Source organism: Maribacter sp. MJ134 (assembly GCF_003970695.1).
GTDB lineage: Bacteria > Bacteroidota > Bacteroidia > Flavobacteriales > Flavobacteriaceae > Maribacter.
Map to the genome: position 1 here is coordinate 953,521 of NZ_CP034570.1, position 23,521 is coordinate 977,041.

General features: G+C 40.9%; 22 protein-coding genes. 9 read left to right on the plus strand and 13 right to left on the minus strand.

Going from position 1 to position 23,521, the window contains the following annotated elements; all coding sequences use genetic code 11:
- Positions 1–139: 139 nt before the first annotated feature.
- The gene (locus EJ994_RS04145) at positions 140–664 is read left to right on the plus strand and encodes a hypothetical protein (protein WP_126591331.1); all 525 of its coding nucleotides are present in this window, start codon (positions 140–142) and stop codon (positions 662–664) included.
- Between the two features lie 39 nt (positions 665–703).
- On the opposite strand, the gene EJ994_RS04150 is transcribed toward EJ994_RS04145, so the two are convergent.
- From EJ994_RS04150 to EJ994_RS04170, 5 genes are all read right to left on the minus strand, one after another.
- Complete coding sequence (locus EJ994_RS04150; protein ID WP_126591332.1) at positions 704–1,357, minus strand: hypothetical protein; 654 nt, start codon at positions 1,355–1,357, stop codon at positions 704–706.
- A 175-nt stretch (positions 1,358–1,532) separates the two neighbouring features.
- Positions 1,533–1,868 (minus strand): hypothetical protein, encoded by a 336-nt coding sequence (locus EJ994_RS04155; protein WP_126591333.1) that lies wholly within the window; start codon positions 1,866–1,868, stop codon positions 1,533–1,535.
- Positions 1,869–2,303: 435 nt separating this feature from the next.
- Positions 2,304–3,077: a TIGR03915 family putative DNA repair protein gene (locus tag EJ994_RS04160; RefSeq protein ID WP_126591334.1), complete on the minus strand. Its 774-nt coding sequence runs from the start codon at positions 3,075–3,077 to the stop codon at positions 2,304–2,306.
- A 5-nt stretch (positions 3,078–3,082) separates the two neighbouring features.
- Positions 3,083–3,265, minus strand: coding sequence for a hypothetical protein (locus EJ994_RS04165; RefSeq protein WP_126591335.1), 183 nt, complete (start codon positions 3,263–3,265; stop codon positions 3,083–3,085).
- Between the two features lie 5 nt (positions 3,266–3,270).
- Entirely contained in the window at positions 3,271–4,533 is a 1,263-nt protein-coding gene (locus EJ994_RS04170; RefSeq protein WP_126591336.1) for a putative DNA modification/repair radical SAM protein, read from the minus strand.
- A 97-nt stretch (positions 4,534–4,630) separates the two neighbouring features.
- On the opposite strand from EJ994_RS04170, the gene EJ994_RS04175 reads away from it, so the two are divergent.
- On the plus strand, positions 4,631–5,398 hold the full coding sequence (locus EJ994_RS04175; RefSeq protein WP_126591337.1) for an XRE family transcriptional regulator: 768 nt from the start codon (positions 4,631–4,633) through the stop codon (positions 5,396–5,398).
- On the opposite strand, the gene EJ994_RS04180 is transcribed toward EJ994_RS04175, so the two are convergent.
- Positions 5,395–5,829 (minus strand): GNAT family N-acetyltransferase, encoded by a 435-nt coding sequence (locus EJ994_RS04180; RefSeq protein WP_126591338.1) that lies wholly within the window; start codon positions 5,827–5,829, stop codon positions 5,395–5,397. The two genes, EJ994_RS04175 and EJ994_RS04180, sit on opposite strands and share 4 nt — an antisense overlap.
- 309 nt (positions 5,830–6,138) lie before the next feature.
- On the opposite strand from EJ994_RS04180, the gene EJ994_RS04185 reads away from it, so the two are divergent.
- Positions 6,139–7,209 (plus strand): transporter substrate-binding domain-containing protein, encoded by a 1,071-nt coding sequence (locus EJ994_RS04185; protein WP_164721418.1) that lies wholly within the window; start codon positions 6,139–6,141, stop codon positions 7,207–7,209.
- On the opposite strand, the gene EJ994_RS04190 is transcribed toward EJ994_RS04185, so the two are convergent.
- The 3 genes from EJ994_RS04190 to EJ994_RS04200 all read right to left on the minus strand — a co-directional run bounded on the left by EJ994_RS04190 (position 7,206) and on the right by EJ994_RS04200 (position 10,305).
- Positions 7,206–7,913 carry a hypothetical protein gene (locus EJ994_RS04190; RefSeq protein ID WP_126591340.1) on the minus strand — a complete coding sequence of 236 codons (708 nt, stop codon included), beginning with the start codon at positions 7,911–7,913 and terminating at the stop codon, positions 7,206–7,208. The two genes, EJ994_RS04185 and EJ994_RS04190, sit on opposite strands and share 4 nt — an antisense overlap.
- A gap of 87 nt (positions 7,914–8,000) precedes the next feature.
- Positions 8,001–9,686, minus strand: coding sequence for a gamma-glutamyltransferase (ggt, locus tag EJ994_RS04195; protein ID WP_126591341.1), 1,686 nt, complete (start codon positions 9,684–9,686; stop codon positions 8,001–8,003).
- Between the two features lie 34 nt (positions 9,687–9,720).
- Positions 9,721–10,305 (minus strand): ACP phosphodiesterase, encoded by a 585-nt coding sequence (locus EJ994_RS04200; protein ID WP_126591342.1) that lies wholly within the window; start codon positions 10,303–10,305, stop codon positions 9,721–9,723.
- 95 nt (positions 10,306–10,400) lie between these two features.
- Here EJ994_RS04200 and glmM point away from each other — a divergent pair, with 95 nt between their 5' ends.
- Positions 10,401–11,789, plus strand: coding sequence for a phosphoglucosamine mutase (glmM, locus tag EJ994_RS04205; protein WP_126591343.1), 1,389 nt, complete (start codon positions 10,401–10,403; stop codon positions 11,787–11,789).
- Between the two features lie 50 nt (positions 11,790–11,839).
- Here the strand turns inward: glmM and EJ994_RS04210 are convergent, their stop codons facing one another.
- Positions 11,840–12,736, minus strand: a complete 897-nt coding sequence (locus EJ994_RS04210) for a lysophospholipid acyltransferase family protein (protein ID WP_126591344.1) — start codon at positions 12,734–12,736, stop codon at positions 11,840–11,842.
- Between the two features lie 59 nt (positions 12,737–12,795).
- Here EJ994_RS04210 and EJ994_RS04215 point away from each other — a divergent pair, with 59 nt between their 5' ends.
- Together EJ994_RS04215 and EJ994_RS04220 are read left to right on the plus strand one after the other, a co-directional pair.
- Complete coding sequence (locus EJ994_RS04215; RefSeq protein ID WP_126591345.1) at positions 12,796–13,446, plus strand: rhomboid family intramembrane serine protease; 651 nt, start codon at positions 12,796–12,798, stop codon at positions 13,444–13,446.
- Positions 13,447–13,585: 139 nt separating this feature from the next.
- Positions 13,586–15,229 carry a hypothetical protein gene (locus EJ994_RS04220; protein ID WP_126591346.1) on the plus strand — a complete coding sequence of 548 codons (1,644 nt, stop codon included), beginning with the start codon at positions 13,586–13,588 and terminating at the stop codon, positions 15,227–15,229.
- Positions 15,230–15,305: 76 nt separating this feature from the next.
- On the opposite strand, the gene EJ994_RS04225 is transcribed toward EJ994_RS04220, so the two are convergent.
- Entirely contained in the window at positions 15,306–16,439 is a 1,134-nt protein-coding gene (locus tag EJ994_RS04225) for a redoxin domain-containing protein (protein WP_126591347.1), read from the minus strand.
- 98 nt (positions 16,440–16,537) lie between these two features.
- A complete protein-coding gene (locus tag EJ994_RS04230; protein ID WP_126591348.1) occupies positions 16,538–17,032 on the minus strand; it encodes a hypothetical protein in 495 nt (164 codons plus the stop codon).
- Between the two features lie 90 nt (positions 17,033–17,122).
- On the opposite strand from EJ994_RS04230, the gene EJ994_RS04235 reads away from it, so the two are divergent.
- Entirely contained in the window at positions 17,123–20,035 is a 2,913-nt protein-coding gene (locus tag EJ994_RS04235; protein ID WP_126591349.1) for an FAD-binding and (Fe-S)-binding domain-containing protein, read from the plus strand.
- Here the strand turns inward: EJ994_RS04235 and EJ994_RS04240 are convergent.
- Positions 20,032–20,874 (minus strand): UDP-2,3-diacylglucosamine diphosphatase, encoded by an 843-nt coding sequence (locus tag EJ994_RS04240; RefSeq protein ID WP_126591350.1) that lies wholly within the window; start codon positions 20,872–20,874, stop codon positions 20,032–20,034. The two genes, EJ994_RS04235 and EJ994_RS04240, sit on opposite strands and share 4 nt — an antisense overlap.
- A 190-nt stretch (positions 20,875–21,064) precedes the next feature.
- Between EJ994_RS04240 and aroC the strand changes: the two genes are divergently transcribed.
- The gene (aroC, locus tag EJ994_RS04245) at positions 21,065–22,129 is read left to right on the plus strand and encodes a chorismate synthase (protein ID WP_126591351.1); all 1,065 of its coding nucleotides are present in this window, start codon (positions 21,065–21,067) and stop codon (positions 22,127–22,129) included.
- Between the two features lie 63 nt (positions 22,130–22,192).
- On the plus strand, positions 22,193–23,521 hold the full coding sequence (locus tag EJ994_RS04250) for a dicarboxylate/amino acid:cation symporter (RefSeq protein ID WP_126591352.1): 1,329 nt from the start codon (positions 22,193–22,195) through the stop codon (positions 23,519–23,521).

The window sequence follows — 23,521 nt, forward strand, 5'->3', positions numbered from 1 at the left end:
CAGACAAAAGTTTAAAAGTAGTTGAAATATCAAAATGGAACAAAAGCGGGATTCAAATTTCTTGGGCAAAGCGTTTTATAATCTTGGATTTGTATACAGCAGCTTTTACATTTGTTAAAGAATTTTAAATGATAATTACATGCAAATTTTAGGAATAGGCTCTAGAATAGACCATTCGGAATATGGGAAAGGTGTGGTGACCAATGTCTCCACAAAATACTATTGGGTAACGTTTATGGATGGTGGATTAGAAACCATTGCCTTGGATAGTGATTTTGAAGTGATCGAAGCGGTGGAAGAAGAAGTAGATACCGTTAGTTTTTTTGATGTAGAAAGCTCCTTGGTCCAGATTTTAGAAAAATGGAGTGATACCCATGAGAAAGTGGCAATCGCCGATAAGTGGAAGGGCGGAAAATTAATTCTGGAACCGGGTGATGCCTTGGCCAATAAGGAACTCCCCATTGACAGCTTTTTTCATAAGATTGTGATGGTACGCGACCGTATACGGGTTATGGAACAAAAAATAAACAGCAGTAAGAACCTGGACGACCAAGAAAAGATAGACTTGCAGCAGTACATTACACGTATTTACGGAAGTTTAACCTCTTTTAATGTGCTATTTAAAAGTAAGAGCGACCATTTCGTTGGGGAGCGGAGCAAATAATTCCGCATGCCAATCCTTACGAAAAGCAGGGGATGAACTTTAGTCTTCTCCCAGCTCCGTAATCTTTTTCTCGTAGAGCTTTTTGCTTTCTACCACGGCTAGGTTCAGTTCTTGCATAATGCCGTCTACACGACCCTCAATACTTTTCATTTGGTCGTTGATGTTGTCAAAAGAATTTAGGGCTGCGGCAACCTCAAGGGCTTTAACAACTTCTACGGCATCACCGTGCAACAAACGTAGTTTTTCAATGGCCTTGGAGGTATTGGCCAAGGTGCCGTTGTATTTGGTACGAGCCTTTTCAATAGCGCTGTTCAATGTTTTTCTACTGGTGGCATCACTAAGGCTATTGGTCTGTGTTTCCATAGCGTTGAACAAGTTGGAAGCGTGTTCCTTTAGATCCTCATATTCCTTGTTCAGGTTTACCACACGTTTGTTCACTTTTTCCCAGTCGCCATAGACTTTGGCAAATTCCTTGTCTTCATTTTTGGTGTCCTCCAAAGCACTTTTAAGTGCATTTAAAGTTTCCAAACCTTTGGTAACATTCTTATTGGCCGTTTCCTTTTTCTTTTCAAAAGAAGACACGGTAGATTTAAATTTATCCTTTAAACGAATAAGGTCTTCAGGGCTTTTGTCTTTCCAGCAAGAGGTGGATACTAAAGCAACAATCAGGAGGAGGCTAATTTTTTTGAACATGGTTATGTGTTTTATGGTGGAGCAAAAATACGGAATTGGAGGAATCTAAGTCTAAAAGACTATGAGGAAGGAGGTCCGGACTAAAAACAAAAAAACCTTTTTAAGGACTTAAATCATTTTATTTTTTTCGAGACTCAAGGTTTGCAGAAGATTTGCCCCTGTTACGTTCAATAAATTAAGCGTTTTCGTATTCTGTTTTAGCGGGAGGAAAAACGGTTTTTATCCGACTAATTATTTCGGTCCGGTTCTGGGCCCATTTTGGGTATTCAGTCCATTCGTCTTCGGATTTAAAGTAAATAACATGATTTATTTTACCAAGAAGTAATTCTGCATCGATTTCTATGGACTTCCATTCTCTGGCGACCTTTTGTTCGTAAAGAATTCCGTCCCTACCTTTTTTGGATACCTTCCAATCTTGATTTCTTTTTCTACTCTTTTTAGTAATTCTATTTATCACGAGAAGCAGAAGAATTCCAAAAACTAGAATAAAAACTAAAATGAAAATGCTCATTACGTGGATAGATTACCTTTTTTAGAATAAACTCAATGTATAGATATGTGATGTTTTAAGACTAAAATATATTTAGCACAAGTTTTCTTTTGTCTATTACTGACGAAATTAAGCTTTTCCAATTTTTATTTCAAAGGCAATATTCTCTATTACCCTTCGACTCCGCTCAGGGTGCGGTTGTAGAACTATACCCGTTGTACATTTCGACTTGTTTCCTAAGTATGGATGTAACTTCGAGTGATTTTCGCGACCTTTTCTGGAGTGAAAATAGTATCGAGAAGCTTTCGTATCCTGAAATGAAATAGCCAAAACAAAGCTAAGGGGTTCTCGATACACTTGATTTCACTATGAAATCATTGTAAAATAAACCACTCGAACTGACTGAACTTTTTTTTTATTCATCCTTGATACTACACTCAGGATACGATGGCTCAACTAACTGACCTTCTTCTCCGACAAATACTTCCAATATCGTTTAGGTACATGCTGTGTATGTAGCTTTTTATTGATGCGGGATTTAATATTAGTACTTTGGAAGTAGTTGTTCCAAAGTTCTTGATAATTGTACTCCTCATTAGTAAAGGCCGTATTTCTTTTTATACTGTTTACATGGGCATCTTGCAGGTCTAGCGAAATCAGCTCTACACTTTGCAAATTAAAGAACAGACCGTATTTTCGCTTTAGGTCATAGATAATCCATTGTTGGTCCGCATACCTGGAACGGAAATGTTTGGAGATTAAGGGTAACACATCAAAATCAGGCTCAATATTCGCAAAATAGATTTCGTCCTTGGTCAATTGAAAGCGTACAAAAGCCTCCATACGGTGTTTTTCCCTGCCTACGCGGTGTGCCAATTGGTTTATCTTAAGCACGGCATCATCGGTGAAATCCGTAGCCTTATTTTCTTTGCTTGCCATCAGTTTTTGAATGTAATGGTAGAGTAGGGGTTCTATCCCCTTTTGTTCGCTCAGAAAAGCGAAATAAATACTTTTTATGGCATTGTTACTGCGCCCACGAACACCGTTCCAGACTCTTTTGGCTTTATCGATGTTTGTGAATATGGTTTCCGTTTCTGTAAAAAGTCCGTTCTGTGCTTGACCCTTACGTTGAATATCGGCCTGCGCAATCTTTTGTTCAAAGCCTATAAAAACGGCGGTTAAAAATCCATTGAAACTACCGTCGTAAATTAATGTTTTTGAAGTGTTCATATTCGTTAGGATTTAGAGTAAAACAAAATGAGCTTTCTTTTTAGGGTATAGGCATATTTCTTGGCCCTACTTTTAAAAGCAACATACTGATATCCGGTGTTTAGAATGGCATTTCGGCTACGTTCTAAAAACCCAAATTTGGTAGTAACCTTACCCATACCTTCCCAAGTGCTATCCACGTATTCCATGCTGTTTAATTAAATAATGATAATTGACTACTATACTGATTCCTGAACTTTCCCGAGGAGTTCTGCAGAATCATTCCTTTGATACGGTCCGCATCCAAATCCCTTCGTTCCCAATTAGGAGAATCACAGAGGATAAAGAATTTAGCACGGTTAAGGGCCACCCCCATTTTCTTGAGGTGTTCCCAGTTCAATTTTCTAAATTTTCTTCCTTTAATAATCTTGCTCACAGAGTACATTCCAATGCCCGGAATACGGGCCAACAGGCGTTTGTCCGCCGTATTAATATCCACGGGAAAATGGTTCAAGTTGCGTAGCGCCCAGCTCAACTTCGGGTCCACCTCAATATCCAGATTGGGATGGGCATCGTTCAAGAGTTCACTAACGGCAAAGCCATAAAAGCGCAACAACCAATCCGTTTGGTACAATCTATTTTCCCTGAGCATAGGAACTTGAGTGCCTATGGCGGGCAATCTTTTGTCATCCGCTACGGGTACATACCCGGAGTAGTATACCCGCTTCATATTGTAATTCTTGTAAAAGTGCGTGGCGGAGTACATAATGTCCTTGTCAGATTCTCCCGTTGCACCTACAATCATTTGTGTACTTTGCCCCGCTGGTGCATACTTGGGGGTACTGCGGATAAGTTTCTTTTCGGACTTATAGCGCACAATTTCGTTTTTCACCTTCAGCATCGGCTTTAAAAAGTCCTCGTGCTTCTTATCGGGTGCCAATAGTTTAAGGCCGGAAATAGTGGGGATTTCTATGTTGACCGATAAACGGTCCGCATACAATCCGGCCTCATACATTAATTCATCACTGGCACCGGGAATGGACTTTAAATGGATGTATCCGTTAAAATTCTCTTCCTCCCGCAGTTTTTTGGCCACGGCAACTAGGCGTTCCATGGTGTAATCAGGACTTTTAAAAATCCCTGAACTCAAAAACAAACCCTCGATATAGTTTCTACGGTAAAAATTGATGGTCAAATCCACCACCTCCTGAATTTTGAACGCGGCACGTTGTACATCGTTGCTTTTTCGGGTGACACAATAGGCACAATCAAAAATACAATGGTTGGTCAGTAATATCTTAAGAAGTGATACACACCTACCATCTTCCGTATAGCTATGGCAAATGCCCATTCCCGTGCTATTGCCAAGGCCTTTGTTCTTATTGGTACGGTTACTGCCGCTGCTGGAACAGGAAACATCGTATTTAGCAGCATCGGCCAAAATATTCAGTTTCTCTTTAATACGTTCAAAATTCATCGCACTGGTATATATTCCAAAAATATGGATATATTCCTAATTATGGAAATATTCCAAATAATATTTTGGATATAATCCATATTTAGTATATTTGAGTATGGAAAATGAACTCACTTTAAAACGATTTACAGATATTAGACGGGAATTGGGATATACGCAGGCAGAATTTGCCGCACTTATAGGCGTGTCCAATACCACCGCAGATATAGAACGTGGTCGTACCAAACTCTCCGGAAAAGTGGTTTCCGAACTTTTAAAACAGTTCAAGATAAATCCGCTCTGGTTGTTCGGGGAGAGTGAGCAACAATATTTGGAAACTTCCAATACCAGTGTTATTCCTAAAGTAGTTACCGTAAACGCGGCCGAGAACGAGAATATGGTTTTGGTCAATGCCAAGGCGGCGGCCGGTTATCCGCAGAATATTGCGGATACCAGTTGGTACGAGCAATTGCCTGCCTTTGATTTGCCTATTCCGGAGTTCAGAAATGCGACGTACAGAGGTTTTCAGGTAGAAGGGGATAGTATGTTGCCCAATCTGCATCCAGGGGAATGGGTCTTGGCCAGGGCCATTGAACATATAGATTATGTGAGTGCCAATAAAATGTATGTGGTGGTCTTACAGGATTCCGTAATGGTAAAAAAGATAGAGAAGCGTCCAAATTCCAATAACATTACATTGGTTTCGTTAAATGAAACCTATCCACCCTATGATATTAAACCTTTTCAGATTCAGGAAATTTGGGAGGTGAGTAGTAAGATTACCTTTAATGTAGATGCTACAACAGATAATGGTTTGCTGCGTCAGTTGCAGGAATCGATGCAGGAGTTAAAGAATCAACTGCAACATGTAAAGAAGGTAGATTAATCAGTCTCCATCTTTTTAACGTACAAGCCGCTGCTCTTAAGAGTGAACCCTAGACTTTTATACAGACTGATGGCGGCCGTTCTATGGTGACCACTGAACAGAAGCACATCGTCTAGTTTTCGTAAACGGGCTTGCTCCAATAGTTTTTCCATCAATTTTCTACCGATTCCTTTTCCCCGATACTTTTCAGAAACCACAACATCTTCAATCATACCCTTATAACCTGATACCACCTTATAATTCGCCATCATGGCAATTCCCACTAATTTAGGTCCATCAAAACAACAAGCAATATCTATGGCATCTGACCGCTTTAAAATATTGGACAAGGATAGCTGTCTTAGTTCCGCATTCAGTTGCAGGTAAAGCTGCGATAGTTGCGTTTGTAATTCTTGAGAAATATCCTCTTTTCCGAGTAGCTTTATTTCCATTTTCTTAGTTTGATATTTAAAAGTATACTTTTTTAACCTTTTAACTAAAACAAGGCGGCCGTTCCAGTGATTTTTCAGATAGTAATAAAGCAAAATTGTTCCCTAAGTTTCGGGACAGAAGCATTTTATGGCTCAAAGGGTTCTTTATTTACTTGATTTTCGATTGGAAAAAATCGAAAATCAACCTCTTGAACTGACATTTTCGTATAAAATTTATAAATGCACAATGGTTTTTTATTAGGTTTTGATGTATTTCCGTTACACACTAAAAAACGTATATTTAATTGCAAAATAGGAATACTTAAGGCTATGAGCAGATTATTATTCGCTTTGTTATGTTTCATCGGTTTCGTGGCGAGCGGTCAGGTTACACGCGATACCTTGCTCGTTGGCTATACACCGGCAGCTCCCTTTATTGTCAAAGAGGGTAAAAATTTGGAAGGCCTTAATATTTGGCTGTGGAAAGAGGTGGCGAAAGATTTAGAGCTGAAGTATACTCTGGTTCCCATGAACTTCTCGGACATGTTGGATTCTTTACAAACGGGAGGCATCGATTTAAGCATAAATCCATTGACCATAACCAGTGATCGTAGTCGAAAAATGGAGTTTACGCATTCTTTTTTCGCCTCCAATGCCACTGCGGTCGTGGCTCAAGTATCTTCTTTTGACAAATTGATGGTCTTTTTAAAAGGATTTTTCAACGCTAATTTCCTTCGGGGGCTTTTGCTGCTATTGCTCATCATCTTTATTTTCGGCTTTTTAGGGTGGTTGTTTGAACGAAAAGAAAATCCGGAGACCTTTAGGACCGGACCAAGGGGAATTTGGGACGGAATATGGTGGTCCGCAGTAACGCTCACCACCGTAGGTTACGGGGATAAAGCTCCGCAAACAAAACTTGGTAAGATTTCCGCTTTGGTACTAATGTTCGGAGGTTTGTTGTTTATCTCCGGACTTACGGCAAGTATTGCCTCTAGTTTAACGGTGAACCAGCTGAACAATAATCCCGATGGATTTAATGAATTTAAGGAGCGAAAAGTGGGTACGGTAGCCAAATCGGGTACGCGAACGTTCTTGGCCGAACATTTCTTTAAGAAGGTTAAAACCTATCCTGGGGTAGTTGCGGGCCTAACCGATTTGAAAAAAGGAAAAATTGAAGCTTTTTTATATGATGAACCTATTTTGAAATATAGAATTCAGAAAGATTCCAGTTTGAACGACCTAGAAATCCTTCCTCTAAAATTCGATGTGCAATTGTATGCTTTTGGGCTACCCAAGACCCATACTGCGTTGGAGCAATTGATCTCGCAACGTATCCTGGATATCAAGGAAACCAAGGAGTGGGAGATCGTGTTGAACGAATTTGGTTTGGTTGAACTTTAGCGGTTATAGCCCCTAACGTCTCCCATAGAAAGCTCAAGAGGTCCCAGCTTGTGGGTTTTTGGTAAGTAAGCCCCACTTTCCATAATGGCCCAATCGTCCCACGTGGCTTCAATACCACCGATAGGTATTATTTTCACCCACATCTTATAGCTTTTTGGAAAACCGTTGGGTTGCAAAATCCATAAATAGGAATCTCCCGGTGTAGAACCGCCCGAAGCGTAGGTAACCAACAGACCACTTAAACCATCTTCTAAGGATACGATGCTGCGCTGTGTTCCGTTGTCGAATACTTTGTAAGGCGCCACTAACCAAAAGGAATCGTTGTTAAAATAATCCAACGCATCTGCGATAATGGACGCACTTTCATTCTCGTTCAAACGTTCCTTATCCTTAAAGACAAGGCTAGATTTTGTTGAGATTAAATCCAATTGAACTAAATAGTTATCCCACTTTACCTCAACCATAGCTTTTTGTTTGTCCCATTTGTATTTATGGGCCCCTCCTTGAAAAGACCACTCCAAAAAACGTGTCTGCTGATAGGTTTCATAATTCAGGGAGTTCAACATTTTTTGGGCTAGCGCATCAGCTTCAGGACCCGATTGCCCTTCAGGTAATTTTTCGTTGTAGACGAAGTAGAGACAGCCAAAACCAACGATGAGCAACACTAGAATTACCCCTAAGATTTTTAATAGTTTACGAATCATAACTAATTTTGTTCATAATTGTTTTTGATACCTGACTTTTCAATTTAATTTTAGGGAATAAAAATTCCCCCTTTGGGAGCTAGGGGGCTAATACCCGACCGCCATATCATCCCCGCGTTTATCGGCACCACCTTCTAACTTTCCATCAGGTAAGACGCGAATGGCATCGACCTTACCAATAATAGGTGTACGTTCTTCATTGATGATATATCCTTTGGATTTCATTTCATCCTTTAATGCGCTAGAAAAGCCTTCTGGTTCAAATATCACCATATCCGGCAACCATTGGTGGTGAAAGCGTGGCGCGTTCACTGCCTCTTGCATACTCATATTAAATTCGTAGGTATTTAGAATGGTTTGCGCCACGGCTGTTATTATGGTAGAACCACCGGGTGTCCCCACGACCAACCACAGTTTGCCATCACGCTCCACAATGGTCGGCGTCATGCTGCTTAGCATACGTTTTTCCGCCGCTATACTATTGGCTTCCGCACCTATTAACCCGAACATATTAGGAACTCCGGGTTTGGCACTAAAATCATCCATTTCATTATTCAAAAAGAAGCCCAGCTCGTCCGAATATAGTTTGGAACCATAGGCTCCGTTCAAGGTCGTGGTCACCGAAACCGCATTTCCTTCCGCATCTACAATAGAATAGTGCGTCGTTTCCATGCTTTCTACGATTTCTACGCTACCCCGTTCTACCTCTGAAGATTTAGTAGCCTTATCAAAAGAAAAATTCTCCATACGTTCTTTTAGATAACCGTTGCTTAAAATGACATCAAGAGGAATATCCACGAAATCGGGATCTCCCAAGTAGTAGTTCCGATCCGCATACGCCCTGCGCGAAGCCTCCGTAAACAATTGTACCGTTTTGGCGGAATTATGACCAAATTCAGAAATCTCATAAGGCTCCATCATCTTAAAGATTTGATTGATAGTAACCCCACCACTACTGGGCGGACTCATGGATATTACACGGATATCCTTGTAGTTGAATATGATAGGTTGGCGCCATACGGCTTCATATTTTGCTAAGTCTTCCTCGGTGATGTATCCCCCGTTTTCCTGAATAAAGGAAGCTAGCTTTTGTGCCGTTTCTCCTTTGTAAAAACCATCCCTTCCATTTTCCGCAATTTTCCGCATTGTTGCTGCCAGGGCGGGGTAGGTAATTATATCGCCCTCCTTGAAAACCGTCGCAAATTTGGTACTATCACCATTTACTTCAATAAACTTATCCCGTTGACTGGCCAGTCTTTTTTCTTGATTTGCAGTAACGACCACGCCTTTTTCCGCTAATGCGATTACAGGTTCAAATATTTCCGCCAGGGGTAAAGAACCAAATTTTTTGTGGACTTCAATGATTCCCGCTACAGTGCCTGGCACACCCACTGCCGTTGCACCTAGCGTACTTTTGTTGGGAATAACGTTTCCCAGGGAATCTAAATACATGTCCTTGTGTCCGGACAAAGGAGCTTTCTCCCTATAATCCAATCCGCCGACATTGCCGTCCGCTTTTCTATAGACCATAAAACCTCCACCACCAAGATTGCCCGCAAAAGGGTAGGCCACAACCAAGGCCATTTCAGTCGCTACCATGGCATCAAATGCATTGCCGCCCTTTTTCATGATCTCTACGCCAATTTTAGAAGCTTCCTCACGGGCAGAAACCACCATAGCGTTATCCGTTACTAATCCCATAGGTTCCGCAGGGGCTTCCTTACATTGAACAAAAAGGAACAAACAAGCGGATAAGAGCAGTATTTTTTTCATAAGGAGGTAGTTGGTGATGTTGTATTTGAATTAGCTATAATGATTTGAATTTTTGTTGCGAAAAGATAATCAATTCTTCGAAAAACAGCGAGAACTCCTTTTCAAAATCCGCGTAGTGGTCCTCGAGGTCCATAATGGCAAAATTCATTTTAGACTTGTTTTTGGTCCTACGGTTCATACCGTTCAACACTTTGGCAATACCATCCATTTTGGCGTAATTGTAAATCCAATTATCAGCAATCATATAAGGCATCATGCGTTTAACGCCATCCGGGAGTATTGTATAATTATCCTCCAAGAGATCATAAAAATCATCAACAAATACCCCTAAAGGGATATCAGAATACCGGCTCCAGTTCTTTGCGAGAAAATGGTCGTAGAAAATATCTACGATGACCCTGCTGTAATGGCTATAATTTTTGTGTAGACGTTTGCTGCTTATTTTGGGTATCCTATGGCTGTCCGTATAGGTATCTATATGCCGGTGAAGTGTGATGCCTTGTTGCACCCTTGGAGGAAGATGTTTAAACTTATTCCCCCGTATACTATCGGCAATAAAGTTGCCAATGGTAATCTCTTTATCACCAAAAGAAAGGTATATATGGGCAAGGAAGTTCATTGAACGAGAATAGTTTTGTCGCCATCGAATTTACGAATTGCTAAACTCTCAATTGCCGATAGACCTTTATATTTGCAAAAACTTATAACGAATTTATGACACTAATCAAATCCATATCAGGAATCAGGGGCACCATAGGAGGAAAGCCTGGAGATAACCTAACCCCAATAGACGCGGTAAAATTTGCCGCATCTTACGGTATCTGGTTAAAGGACTATTCCAAGAAAGATAAATTGAAAGTTGTAATCGGCAGGGATGCCCGACTCTCCGGAGAAATGATTCAGAATCTCGTGGTCTCTACTTTGGTAGGTTTGGGTATCGATGTTATAGATTTGGATTTATCGACAACGCCAACGGTTGAGATTGCCGTTCCTTTGGAAAAGGCGGATGGTGGAATCATCTTAACTGCAAGTCACAACCCAAAACAATGGAATGCCCTTAAACTTTTGAACGAGAAAGGTGAATTTTTGGATGCTGCCCAAGGGGCCAAGATTTTAGAAATTGCGGAGCGGGAGGATTTTGATTTTTCAGAAGTTGATGATTTGGGCAAAATATCAAAGAACGATAGTTATATAGACATACATATTGATGAAGTATTGGATTTACCCTTAGTAGATGCGGATGTCATCCGTAAAGCTAAATTTAAAGTGGTCGTCGACGGTGTGAATTCTACTGGAGGCATTGCCATCCCTAAGCTTCTTAAAGAGTTAGGGGTAGAGGTCGTAGAGTTGTATTGCGACCCAACAGGTCATTTTCCACACAACCCAGAGCCTTTAAAGGAGCATTTAAAGGATATCTGTGACTTGGTGGTGAAGGAGAAGGCCGATTTTGGTATTGTGGTAGACCCGGATGTAGACCGTTTAGCGTTTATAAGTAATGATGGTGAAATGTTCGGTGAAGAATATACCCTAGTAGCCTGTGCTGATTATGTATTGGGTAAGACAAAGGGAAATACGGTATCCAACCTTTCTTCGTCACGTGCACTTCGTGATATTACGGAAAAGCACGGTGGTACCTACGAAGCCGCTGCTGTGGGTGAAGTAAATGTGGTTACCAAGATGAAAGCCAACAAGGCCATCATTGGTGGAGAGGGTAACGGTGGTATCATTTATCCTGAAAGTCATTACGGAAGGGATTCATTAGTAGGCTCCGCACTGTTTTTAATGCTAATGGCTGAGAAAGGAGGCACGGTAGCAGAACTAAGAGCCAGTTACCCAAGTTATTTTATGAGTAAGAAGAAAATACAGTTAACACCAGGATTGGATGTGGACGGTATATTGGAGGCCATGGCCGAAAAATATAAGGATGAGGAAATTTCTACGATTGATGGGGTTAAAATTGACTTTGCGGAGAATTGGGTACACCTTAGAAAATCGAACACAGAGCCTATCATCAGAATCTATACGGAGGCAAAAAGCCAGAAGGAGGCCGATGCTTTAGCGGACCGTGTAATTGAAGAAATAAAGGCGATAGCTAGGATTTAGAAATCTCCGTTTGTTGATAACTAAAAAATGCCCAAAACTTAGGGCATTTTTTATACAATTTTAGCAAAGGACGCGGGGGTTTTATCCCTATGCTTCCATCTTTTGTGTGTCCATAGATAGTGCTCGGGTCTTTCCCTGATCTGTTGCTCGGTCAGGCGTAAAAAAGTATCCGTAATTTCATTTTCCTTGGTCTGTTTGCCACGTTCCGCAATGGGAACGAATTCCGCCTTGTAATAACCACGTTTAACCTTACTCACCTTAAGAAAAACAACGGCGAGGTCCAACTTCCGCGCCATGGTCTCCGCGCCATTGAAAATCGGTACTTTAATACCCATAAAATCTGCCCAATATTGTGCTCTGTGTGCTTGGGGAGATTGGTCACTGACCATGCCGAAAATACCGATGACACCGTCCCGTTTGTTACGAACAACGGTCTTTACAGTCTGTTGCTGGGTTATGAGCGTGGTATTCCAACGCGCACGCACCTTTTTAATGAATTTATCAAAATAAACATTGCCAATTTTCTGATACACGGCATAGCCTTTTGATTTTACGTAGTTGTTTATGCTTACGTTCCATTCCCAATTCGCGTAATGGGAGCATACGATTAAAATGCTACGCTCTTTTTCAAGTTCCTTTAAAACTTCAATATTCCGAACATCATACTTTTTTCGAACCTGCTCTTTGCTCAGGTTCATGGTCTTCACCGTTTCTAGGAACATATCACACATATGTCTAAAAAATTCCTTTTCTATGCGCTGTATTTCCTTTTCGCTCTTTTCGGGGAAAACCAAATTCAAGTTGTCCAGTACTACCTTTCTTCTATAGCCGATAACACGATAAACCAGAAAGAAAACAAAGTCTGAAAAACCATAGAATAGTCGGTGCGGTAGTATGGATATGAACCACAGAAAAGGGTAGGTTATAACAAATACCAGTAGTTGCATATTAGAGGATATAATGGGCAAATATAGCTATATTTGAAACCAAACTTAAGGGTTTCTTTATGAACAATATGCACATTGCCACCATAGCAGTAATAGCCGCCAACATCCTTGTTTCATTGAAAGGATTTAACGATTCCCACTTTTTTGACAGGTATAAATTTGGTATCGGTGCCATAAGGGCCGGGCAAAAAGAACGCATGTTGACTTCTGGTTTTCTGCACGTAGATATAGCGCACCTATTTTTTAATATGTTTACGCTGTATTTCTTTGCAGATGTTGTAATTGCTTGGTTTGGACCTGCAAAATTTATCATCATTTACTTTATTAGTCTTTTGGCAGGGAGTTTATTGGCCCTGTTCTTTCATAAAGATGAGCCTTATTATTCCGCGGTAGGGGCGAGCGGTGCGGTAACCGGTATTCTATATGCCGCAATTCTTTTGCAGCCTAATGACTCCCTGGGCATTATGTTCATTCCTATACCCATTCCGGCATACATCTTAGGAATTGGCTATTTGCTATATTCCATTTATGGTATGAAGAGTAGAATAGGGAATGTAGGACATACCGCACACTTTGGAGGGGCCATAGGAGGTTATGTAACCACCCTGTTATTCATGCCCAGTCTTTTGCAATCAGACACAGTAATGGTACTATTGCTGGCTGTTCCAATTGTACTACTTTTTATTTTGGAAAAACTTGGAAAAATATGAAATTGTAGGAATTAAAATACAATAATTGTATTTTTTACCATAAAATCATGTAGTTCGTCGAAAAGCATCACACGTTCATAAGAGAAATAGGTTTAGGTCGTTATTGAATGACTTAATAAACCAAATCTTATTTTCAGTTATGAAAAAAATAGTACTATTAACCGCTGTAGCACTCACGACCCTATCTTCTTGTAGTGATGAAACTACGGTCTTTGAAGAACCTTCAAAAGATGACCTGAGGCTAGAAACCAGCGAAACTTTATTAGAGAATAGTATTTTATATGATAATGCAGGTGTACTGGACATATATGATGAAGCCACGGTAACCGGTAAAAAATCGATTACGGCTAAAAACGACCAAGCAGGTGACTATCCTTTGACCTTGGTAGCACAGGTAGACGTGCCTTCTTTTAACGGAGGTGAAAATCTTACCGCCTCCCATGTAGATGTTGAAGGGGATTATGCCTATGTATCCTACAATACTGTAGAAGATGGTTATGCCGGTGGCGTAGATATCATAAACGTAAGTGACCCCAATAATCCTAGGGTAACCTCTAGATTATATTATTCCAATGCGGACATCAATGCAATTGACTATGATAACGGATATATATACTTAGCTGGTGGCGTAGATGCGGAAAGGTCGGTGCGTGCCACGGATAATTCTTTTATAGCTAAGATTCAGGCCGCTAATGGCCGAATGAATTTGGATGCGGGAATAAGCTATGGTTTCCAAGAAGGCTTTAACGCTACGGATGTGGAAGTCTATGGTAGTGAAGTTTTCCTCACCAGTGGACGGGATGGTTTTGTAAAGGCTTACAATAAAGCAGACCTTTCGTTAACGAAAGAAGCCCCTTTCATGGATTTAAGAGCAGTTGCAATTCAAGATAATTTTGTTGCGGTTCTAGATGCTAGCCAAGGTGTCAGCATTATGGACCAAAGTTTAAATGTTGTCAGGGATATCGCCATTGATTCCGATTTTGGATTGAATACTAAAAGAACCTTGGATTTCTCTGGTGAACATATTATCGTAGCCGAGGGCTCAAGGGGCGCTGGAATTTATAATGCCGCTAGCGGAAGCTTTATCGAATATGTGCCTATTCTTTTGAATCCGGATAATGTTGACGATGTTGATGAAGTTACCAATGCCGTTGCGACGAATGAAGAAGTTCTATTAATGGCAAATGGTGGTGCTGGTTTATGCCTGTCGGAAGAACAGAATGACAATACCGATTTAGTCGGGATAATTCAATTGGAAGGCTCTATCAACTTTGTAGCCTCTAAAGGGGACTATATTTTTGCAGCTTCCGGTAAAGAAGGTTTACAGATCATTAAGTTAAATAGACCAAATGAAAGTCTCGTTGCAAGATGTGCTAATTTAGCTGCCTATTCCGGTAGTTCTAACTTAACGATCAATAGTGGTAGCGGTGGTGCTTTTAGAGGGGCAAGAAGATTCAACAACTTTAATGTGGATGGCTCGCTATTGTTATGTGGTTCCTGGACCGTTAGAAATAATGCTACCATTGGTGAGAACGCCTTGTTTGAAATGAACGGTACCTTTGTGGTAGGCCGAAACAGTAGAAGAAGAAATGTTATCGTAGATGCGGGTGCTACCTTAAGAGTTGAAGGTAACCTTACGATTTACGGAGACTTGGTACTGAACGATGGCGCAACTGTTGAATTTATCGGAGACAATTCAGTAGTGAATATCTTTGGAAGTGTTACTAGAAATGGCAACACTACAGTAGACGGCACCTATAGGGATGTCAGAAATAAGTTCTAAAGAGGTATGATATAACAACCTAACAAACAAAAAGCCCGGACAGTTGTCCGGGCTTTTTTTGTAATATTTTTTAGCTTTAGTTCAGTAGCTCGGCCACCTTTTCCTCCAAGGCCGGTCCCCTTAAGTTTTTCGCCACTATAATACCATTTTCATCCAACAAGAACGCCGCGGGAATGGCATCTACGTTGTAGAGCTTTGCAATTTGATCGTCAAAATAGGCAATGTTAGATATATGGTTCCATTCAAGTCCGTCGTCGGCAATAGCTTTTTTCCAAGCTTCGGCAGTTCTATCCAAAGAAACGCCCACAATATTAAGGCCTTTGTCATGGTATTTATTGTAGACGGCCACAACATTGGGATTCTCGGCTCTACATGGTCTACACCAAGCTGCCCAAAAATCCACTAGGGTAACTTTCCCCATAACATCACTTAGTGCTACAGTTTCCCCTTCAGGATTTGGACCAGAAAATTCTGGGGCTTTTGCTCCGATGGCGGTATTCTTCTCTGCCTCTTCAGATTTTTTCAGTCCTTCAATACCATCTAACACACGTTTTCCAGGTCTTGAATTTTGAATTTCAGGGCTCAACGCATCGTACATGGTCTGTATTTCTTCATAACCTATAGCTTTGGTGGCTACCGCCCGGTCTAAAAGCAAGGCCGAAATCAAAGCGTTCGGATTGTTTTTGATATAGTCGAGCTCAAAGCCTTTATATTCTTCTTGGAGTTCCTGCATTTCATCTCTTAACGCTATAATGGAAGCTTGTGGACTACCGTCTTTTGTGGCTCTCTGCAAATCCTCTTGAATGGACCTTGCTTTGTTCGACAATGCTCTTGATTGCTCTAGATAGTCCCTAAAAACATCATTCTGTAATGTTCCCTTTACAACGGCAAAACCCAGACTGTCTTTTTGACCATTAAAATCAATAGTTCCGTTTTCAAGAATAACAGCCGTGTAACCCTGAGCCTCATCTACAAAGATATAATGTAATTCAGGAGCTGTGGCAGTTCCCTTAAATTGGAACTTACCATTGGCTATGGTAGCCGTATCTACTTCTACAGGCTGATTGTTATCCCCTATCTTTTTCAAAAAGACCTTAGTCCCTTCTTCAATTTCACCTCTTAAAGTTCCATCAATGGTGAATCCATCTGGTTCTTGATTACAACCTACCAATGTAAGTAAACCCAAAAGGAACAGCATGCCATTTTTCATAAAATCAAATTTTTAGTAGCGGCAAAGGTACTTATATAATGGCATAAAAAAAAGACCCTTGCACAATGGCAAGGGTCTCTTACTATAGGAAATAGGATTTAAAATAAATAGCGTACGCCAAGTCCTATATCAAAGTCAAAATTGTCCGAAAAACCATCGTATCCAATTAAACCAACCTCTGGCCTAAAATCTAACGATAATAGTAAGGGAATATCAAAATGGTATTCAATACCAATGTCTCCCGCGGCAAAAACAAATACCCCACCGTCATCATTGTTCCCTAGAACAGGACTAAAATCTACACTTCCAAGGCCGCCACCTACACCATAATACCAATTAAAACCACCTTCGATGGGTCTCACCCACTGATACAGTCCGGCTAATTTAAAGGCGCTGAAGTTTCTACTATCTCTCCAGCCCAGGTCAAATTCCGCCCTATTCGTTCGTCCAATCGATTTTTGATAGGATATCTCTGCACCAAAGCCATCACTGTCCCCTAGTCGAAGACCGAGGGCATGATTAGAAATTTCCTGTGCGTTCATAGAAATTGTGAATAGGAAAAGAAATCCTGTTAAACATTTTAAAATTTTCATAAGTTCTTCTTTAATTAATGAATAAAATGAGCTTTCTGCATATGTAGCTCAAACAATAAAACTTAATTTAGTAGCCAAAATTGTGCCAAGTTGAATAATAAATTACTCTCCAATCTAGCGACAGACCTAGAGGGCGAATTACTGGATGATAAGCTTACGAAAAGTCTATATGCTACAGATGCCTCTGTTTACCGTAAGATACCGATAGCCGTAGCTTTGCCTAAAACCAAGGAAGATATTAAACGGTTAATACATTTTGCGAATAAAAACGAGATAGGGCTTATTCCCCGTACGGCCGGAACGTCACTTGCCGGACAATGTGTCGGTGATGGAATCGTAGTGGACGTCTCTAAAAGTTTCACGGAAATTATAGCGCTCGATAAAGAAAAGAAACAAGTTACCGTACAGCCTGGAGTTATTAGGGACGAACTTAATCAGTACCTAGAACCCTTTGGACTATTCTTTGGGCCAAACACCTCAACCTCTAATCGCTGTATGATCGGCGGAATGGTGGGAAATAATTCTTCTGGTACAACATCTATTCAATATGGTGTTACTAGGGACAAAGTGGTGTCCTTGAAAACAATCTTGTCGGATGGTAGCGAGGCGGAGTTCGGAAGCATTACCAAAACCGATTTCGAAGATAAAATCACAAATAACACACTTGAATCATCACTTTATAAGAACATATATAAAGAACTATCAAATAAGCAAATAAAGGATGAAATAGTTGCACAATTCCCAAAACCTAAAATTCATAGAAGAAACACGGGATATGCCGTTGACGAATTGCTGAAATCTTCGTTTTTTGGCGGACCTGAAGACGGTTTGAATTTGGCCAGTCTTCTCTGTGGTAGCGAGGGAACCCTGGCTTTTACCACCGAGATTACCTTGCATCTGGATGATTTGCCACCAAGGCACTCCGCCATGGTCGTTACGCATTACAGAACATTAGGGGACTGTCTTTTAGATGTAGCCCCGGTTATGAAACACCCTTTGCAGCTGTGCGAGATGATGGACAAGGTGATTTTGGATTGCACTAAGAACAATCGACAACAACTAGCGAACCGATTTTTTGTAGATGGTGACCCGGAAGCCTTATTAATGCTCCAAGTGAGTGCACATAGCGAGGCGGAATTAGACCAACAGATTTATGAATTACAAGCTACTATTGCGCAATCCGGACTAAGTTATGCCAACCCGGTACTCAAGGGCATTGATATTAAGAAGGCAATAGAACTACGAAAAGCAGGACTTGGTCTCCTGGGCAATATCGTTGGGGATATGAAGGCAGTTGCCTGTATAGAAGATACTGCGGTGGCACTAGAAGACCTCAAGGATTTTATTAGTGAGTTTACCCAGATTATGGAAGGTTATGACCAAAAGGCAGTTTACTATGCCCATGCAGGTGCGGGTGAGTTGCATCTAAGACCTATTCTGAATCTTAAGAAATCCGACGACGTGAAGTTGTTCAGGGCCATTACTACGGATGTCGCAAAACTGACAAAAAAATATAAAGGTTCCTTTAGCGGAGAGCATGGGGATGGTATTGTACGTGCGGAGTTTATTCCGTTAATGATTGGGGACAAGAACTATGAACTACTCAAAAGGATTAAGACCTATTTTGACCCAAGCAACATCCTTAATCCCGGTAAAATTGTAGACCCATATCCTATGGATCAATCGTTTCGTTACGAGATTGACCGAAAAGAACCTGATGTGGCAACCCTTTTGGATTTTTCGGATAGTGAGGGCATTTTAAAAGCCGCAGAAAAATGTAATGGTAGTGGGGATTGTAGAAAAACACACCACATGGCGGGCGGTATGTGTCCCAGTTACCATGCCACCAAAAATGAAAAGGATACTACAAGAGGAAGGGCCAATGCCTTACGAGAGGTATTGACCAACCCTGAAAATACCAACGCTTTTGACAGTAAGGAGTTAAAAGAAGTTTTTGACCTATGTTTAAGTTGTAAAGCCTGCGCTCGCGAGTGCCCCAGCAATGTAGACATCGCAACTCTCAAAGCAGAATTTTTGTATCAACTTCAGGAAACGAATGGCTATCCCTTGCGAAGCAAACTCTTTGCATACAATACCAAATTGAATAAAATAGGGAGCAAAGTAGCTGGTTTAACGAATACGGTCTATGAATCAAAAACACTAGGCGGTTTACTTAAAAATGCGAGCGGTGTTGCGCAAGAAAGAAGTCTCCCAAAAGTCTATAGTTTTAATTTCGATAAATACCTTCAAAATTTAAAAAAACAACACATTGGTAAAAAACGAAAAGTTGTTTTATATATAGATGAATTTACACGTTTTCTTGATATTGAAGTAGGTAAGGACGCTATTGAGGTCTTGGTACGTTTAGGGTATGATGTGGAATTATTTTATGCAGAAAGCGGTAGAACTTTCCTATCCAAAGGGTTTCTAAAGCAGGCCAAAAAATTGGCTGAGCGGAACAGTCAACATTTATTAGAGTTCAGTAAAAAGGGATGGCCTATTTTGGGGTTGGAGCCGTCCGCTATTTTATCCTTTAGGGATGAATACAAAAGAATGTCCCAAAACGCTGAAGAGGCGCAACAGATTGCGGACGCTTCTTTTTTAATAGAGGAGTTTTTGGCCAATGAAATCAAGGATAATAAAATCGATGCAAGTGCATTCACGGAAGAAGAGAAACAGGTGAAAATTCACAATCATTGCCACCAAAAGGCCTTGAGCAATCAAAAGGTTACGTTTGATGTACTTAATCTTCCTAAAAATTACAAGGTTACGATTATCGCATCCGGTTGTTGTGGAATGGCAGGTTCTTTTGGTTACGAAAAGGAACATTACGACGTAAGTATGAACATTGGCAGCCTCAAACTATTTCCGGCGGTAAACAAATCCACCTCGGAAACCATAATTGCTGCAAACGGCACCAGTTGTAGGCACCAGATTTTTGATGGTACCAAAAGAGTGGCCAAACATCCGGTAAGTGTTTTAAAAGAGGCCTTACTTCCTTAATGAGTTGCCTTCTCGGTTTTTTCTTTCTTGGAAGTAATTCTTTTTACGAGCGTGTTCATATCCATTTCCTTTAACTCGGCATCCATGAAGAATGGTGCAAGCTTGTCATTCTCGTACCTGTAGATTTTCCAACGTTTAAGAGAATATTCCAACGCCGATAAATGCGACACCCAATCGCCAGCATTGAGATACAAGATATTGCCATTGCCGTTCGGTCTTTCTATAATGGTTTTTTCAGGTTGATGGAGGTAACCACAGACTACGGTATCATAATGATTGGCATTGGCTATATCCGAAACCGTGGACTTAAAACGTTCGGTAAAATCAGTATTCTTCTTCTTATAGTTGACCGTTTTAGATAAGACGGATTTTGCTATGATGCTTTTTCTTGAAATCCAATGGACTAATTTACTATTGTAACGTAATAGGCCGAAGGCGTGTCTTCCAAATTTGCGGAACCAGCTTAAATTGAAGAAAGGATGTACCAGAATTGCACCGTGAAAGAAGCCTGTTTTTTTTCCATCTACATCCAACACTAGATTTTCATACACTTTTACATGATCTATGAAAAGATCTGTAGGTGCTTTATCATGAATTCCTTTGACATAATGGACTTCAATACCTTCGGAGGCCATGGCATTGATTTTTTGAATGACCTTGAGATGTGATGGGAGAAAACTATTGGTGTTCAAGGGCCACTGGTCTATGATGGCTCCGTTCAATATCAATGTCCTAGGTTCTATACTGTTAAGGTAGACCAAGAGCTCATCGGCATAACACCCATAAGTACCTAGGTGTAGGTCAGATAAAACTACAATATCTAGCTTTCTTTTTTTCAAGATTCAAATTTGTCACAAAATTAAACCTAATGGTATATAGCTTGTATTTAAAGTACGTCATCTTTAAATCAGCAAAGTGTTAAGTAATCCTTACGTACAAGGGCTAAGTTTAATTTAATCTTAAGTAAGCTCAGTATTTTTCTTTGATGGATTTAAAAATTACCTTTGTTTCTATACTTTTAATGAAGGCATGGCAGGAAATACTTTTGGAAACCTATTTAGGGTAAGTACGTTTGGAGAATCACATGGTAAGGCAATAGGAGGCGTCATAGATGGGTGTCCCTCCGGGATAGTTCTGGATATGGATGCGATTCAGAAAGATTTGGATAGACGCAAACCAGGACAATCGGCCATTGTGACGCAGCGTAAGGAACCGGACGAAGTTGAATTTTTCTCCGGCATATTCGAAGGGAAGACCACAGGAACACCAATAGGATTCGCTATCCATAATACAAATCAAAAATCCAAGGACTACGGCCATATCAAGGACTCGTACCGTCCTTCTCATGCAGATTACGTATACGATAAGAAATATGGTTTCAGGGACTATCGCGGTGGCGGAAGAAGCTCCGCCCGGGAAACGGCAAGTAGGGTAGTGGCCGGTGCTGTAGCCAAGCAGTTTCTTAAGGGTGTAGAAATTAACGCTTTTGTTTCCCAAGTTGGAGTACTAAAACTGGAAAAAAGCTATTTGGATTTGGACCTTTCTTTAACCGAGTCCAATGACGTGCGTTGCCCGGACCCGGAGACAGCCAAAAAGATGGAAAACTACATCAAATCGATTAAAAAAGAAGGAGATACCATTGGCGGAATTATTACCTGTGTGGCAAAGAATGTACCTGTCGGCCTTGGAGAACCCGTTTTTGATAAGTTACATGCCGAATTGGGGAAAGCAATGTTATCCATCAATGCCGTTAAAGGTTTTGAATATGGCAGCGGATTCGAAGGCGTAACGATGAAAGGAAGCGCGCACAATGACCAATTCAATTCGGATGGTTCTACCAAGACTAATTATAGTGGTGGTGTACAAGGAGGAATAAGCAACGGAATGGACATTTACTTTAATGTCGCTTTCAAACCCGTAGCCACGGTCATACAGGCTTATGAGACAATCGATAAAGCAGGTAATACCGTGAAAACCCAAGGAAAAGGCAGGCATGACCCTTGTGTCGTGCCAAGAGCGGTACCTATAGTCGAAGCGATGACCGCTATGGTTCTGGCAGATTACACCCTTTTGAACAGAACTATTAAATTATAGGTTTTCTTTTTTGGACATATACCTCTCAAAATGGTATCTTACTGACCTAATGTAAATTTAGGTATGAAGAAACTTGCGTTGCACTGGCAGATAATGATAGGTATGGTTTTGGGACTGTTTTTTGGTTTCGGAATGACCTATTTTGACTGGGGGAAAGAATTTGTGATCAATTGGATCGCTCCACTAGGAACCATATTTATTAAACTACTCAAGCTCATTGCAGTCCCACTGATTTTAGCATCCTTGATCAAGGGTATTTCTGACCTAAAGGACATCTCTAAATTTAGGAATATAGGCCTTAGAACCATAGGTATTTATGTGGGTACCACCACGGTAGCCATTATTTTGGGCCTTGTATTGGTGAACCTTATAGAACCCGGAAATGGTATTTCCGAAGAGACCATCGAGAAATTGACATCCACCTACGCCAACGATGAAGGGGTCACTGCTAAATTGGAGGAAGCCTCACGTCAAAAAGAAAGCGGACCATTGAAGTTCTTAGAAGATATGGTTCCCGATAACGCGGTCAGTGCCTTGGGAAACAATCAATTGATGCTACAGGTTATTTTCTTTACCATTTTCATGGGAATTTCCATGTTGTTAATTGGAGAGGAAAGTGCGAGACCGTTAAAGAAATTCTTTGATTCCTTAAATGACGTGGTCTTAAAAATGGTAGATCTTATAATGCTTACCGCACCTTTTGCCGTATTCGCCCTATTAGCCAATGTTGTCGTCTCCTCTAGCGACCCGGAAATTCTGCTGGCACTCTTGAAATATGCGGGAGTGGTAGTTTTGGGCTTGTTCTTGATGATAGTCTTCTATGCAACATTAGTTTCTGTATTTGCAAAAAAGAATCCCTTTTGGTTCTTAAAACAACTGAGTCCCGCACAATTACTTGCCTTTTCAACAAGTTCAAGTGCGGCTACACTTCCGGTTACTATGGAGCGGGTAGAGGAGCATATTGGGGTGGACAAGGAGGTTTCTAGCTTTGTGCTTCCCGTCGGGGCAACGGTAAACATGGACGGGACTAGTCTGTATCAGGGTATAGCCGCTGTTTTTATAGCGCAGGCCTTGAGTTTTGACCTTCCTCTGCCAGCACAATTGACCATAGTTTTAACAGCGCTTCTAGCCTCTATCGGAACCGCGGCGGTTCCGGGTGCCGGAATGGTAATGCTGGTCATCGTATTGGAATCCGTTGGCTTTCCGCCAGATAAATATGCCATAGGCCTTGCCTTGATATTTGCGGTGGACAGACCATTGGATATGTTGCGAACCGTTGTTAATATTACGGGTGACGCAACAGTGGCCACTATAGTGGCCAAATCGGTAGATAAATTACATGATCATCCGAAGGCGGCGAATTGGGACGACCATTATGACGAAGTAAAATAG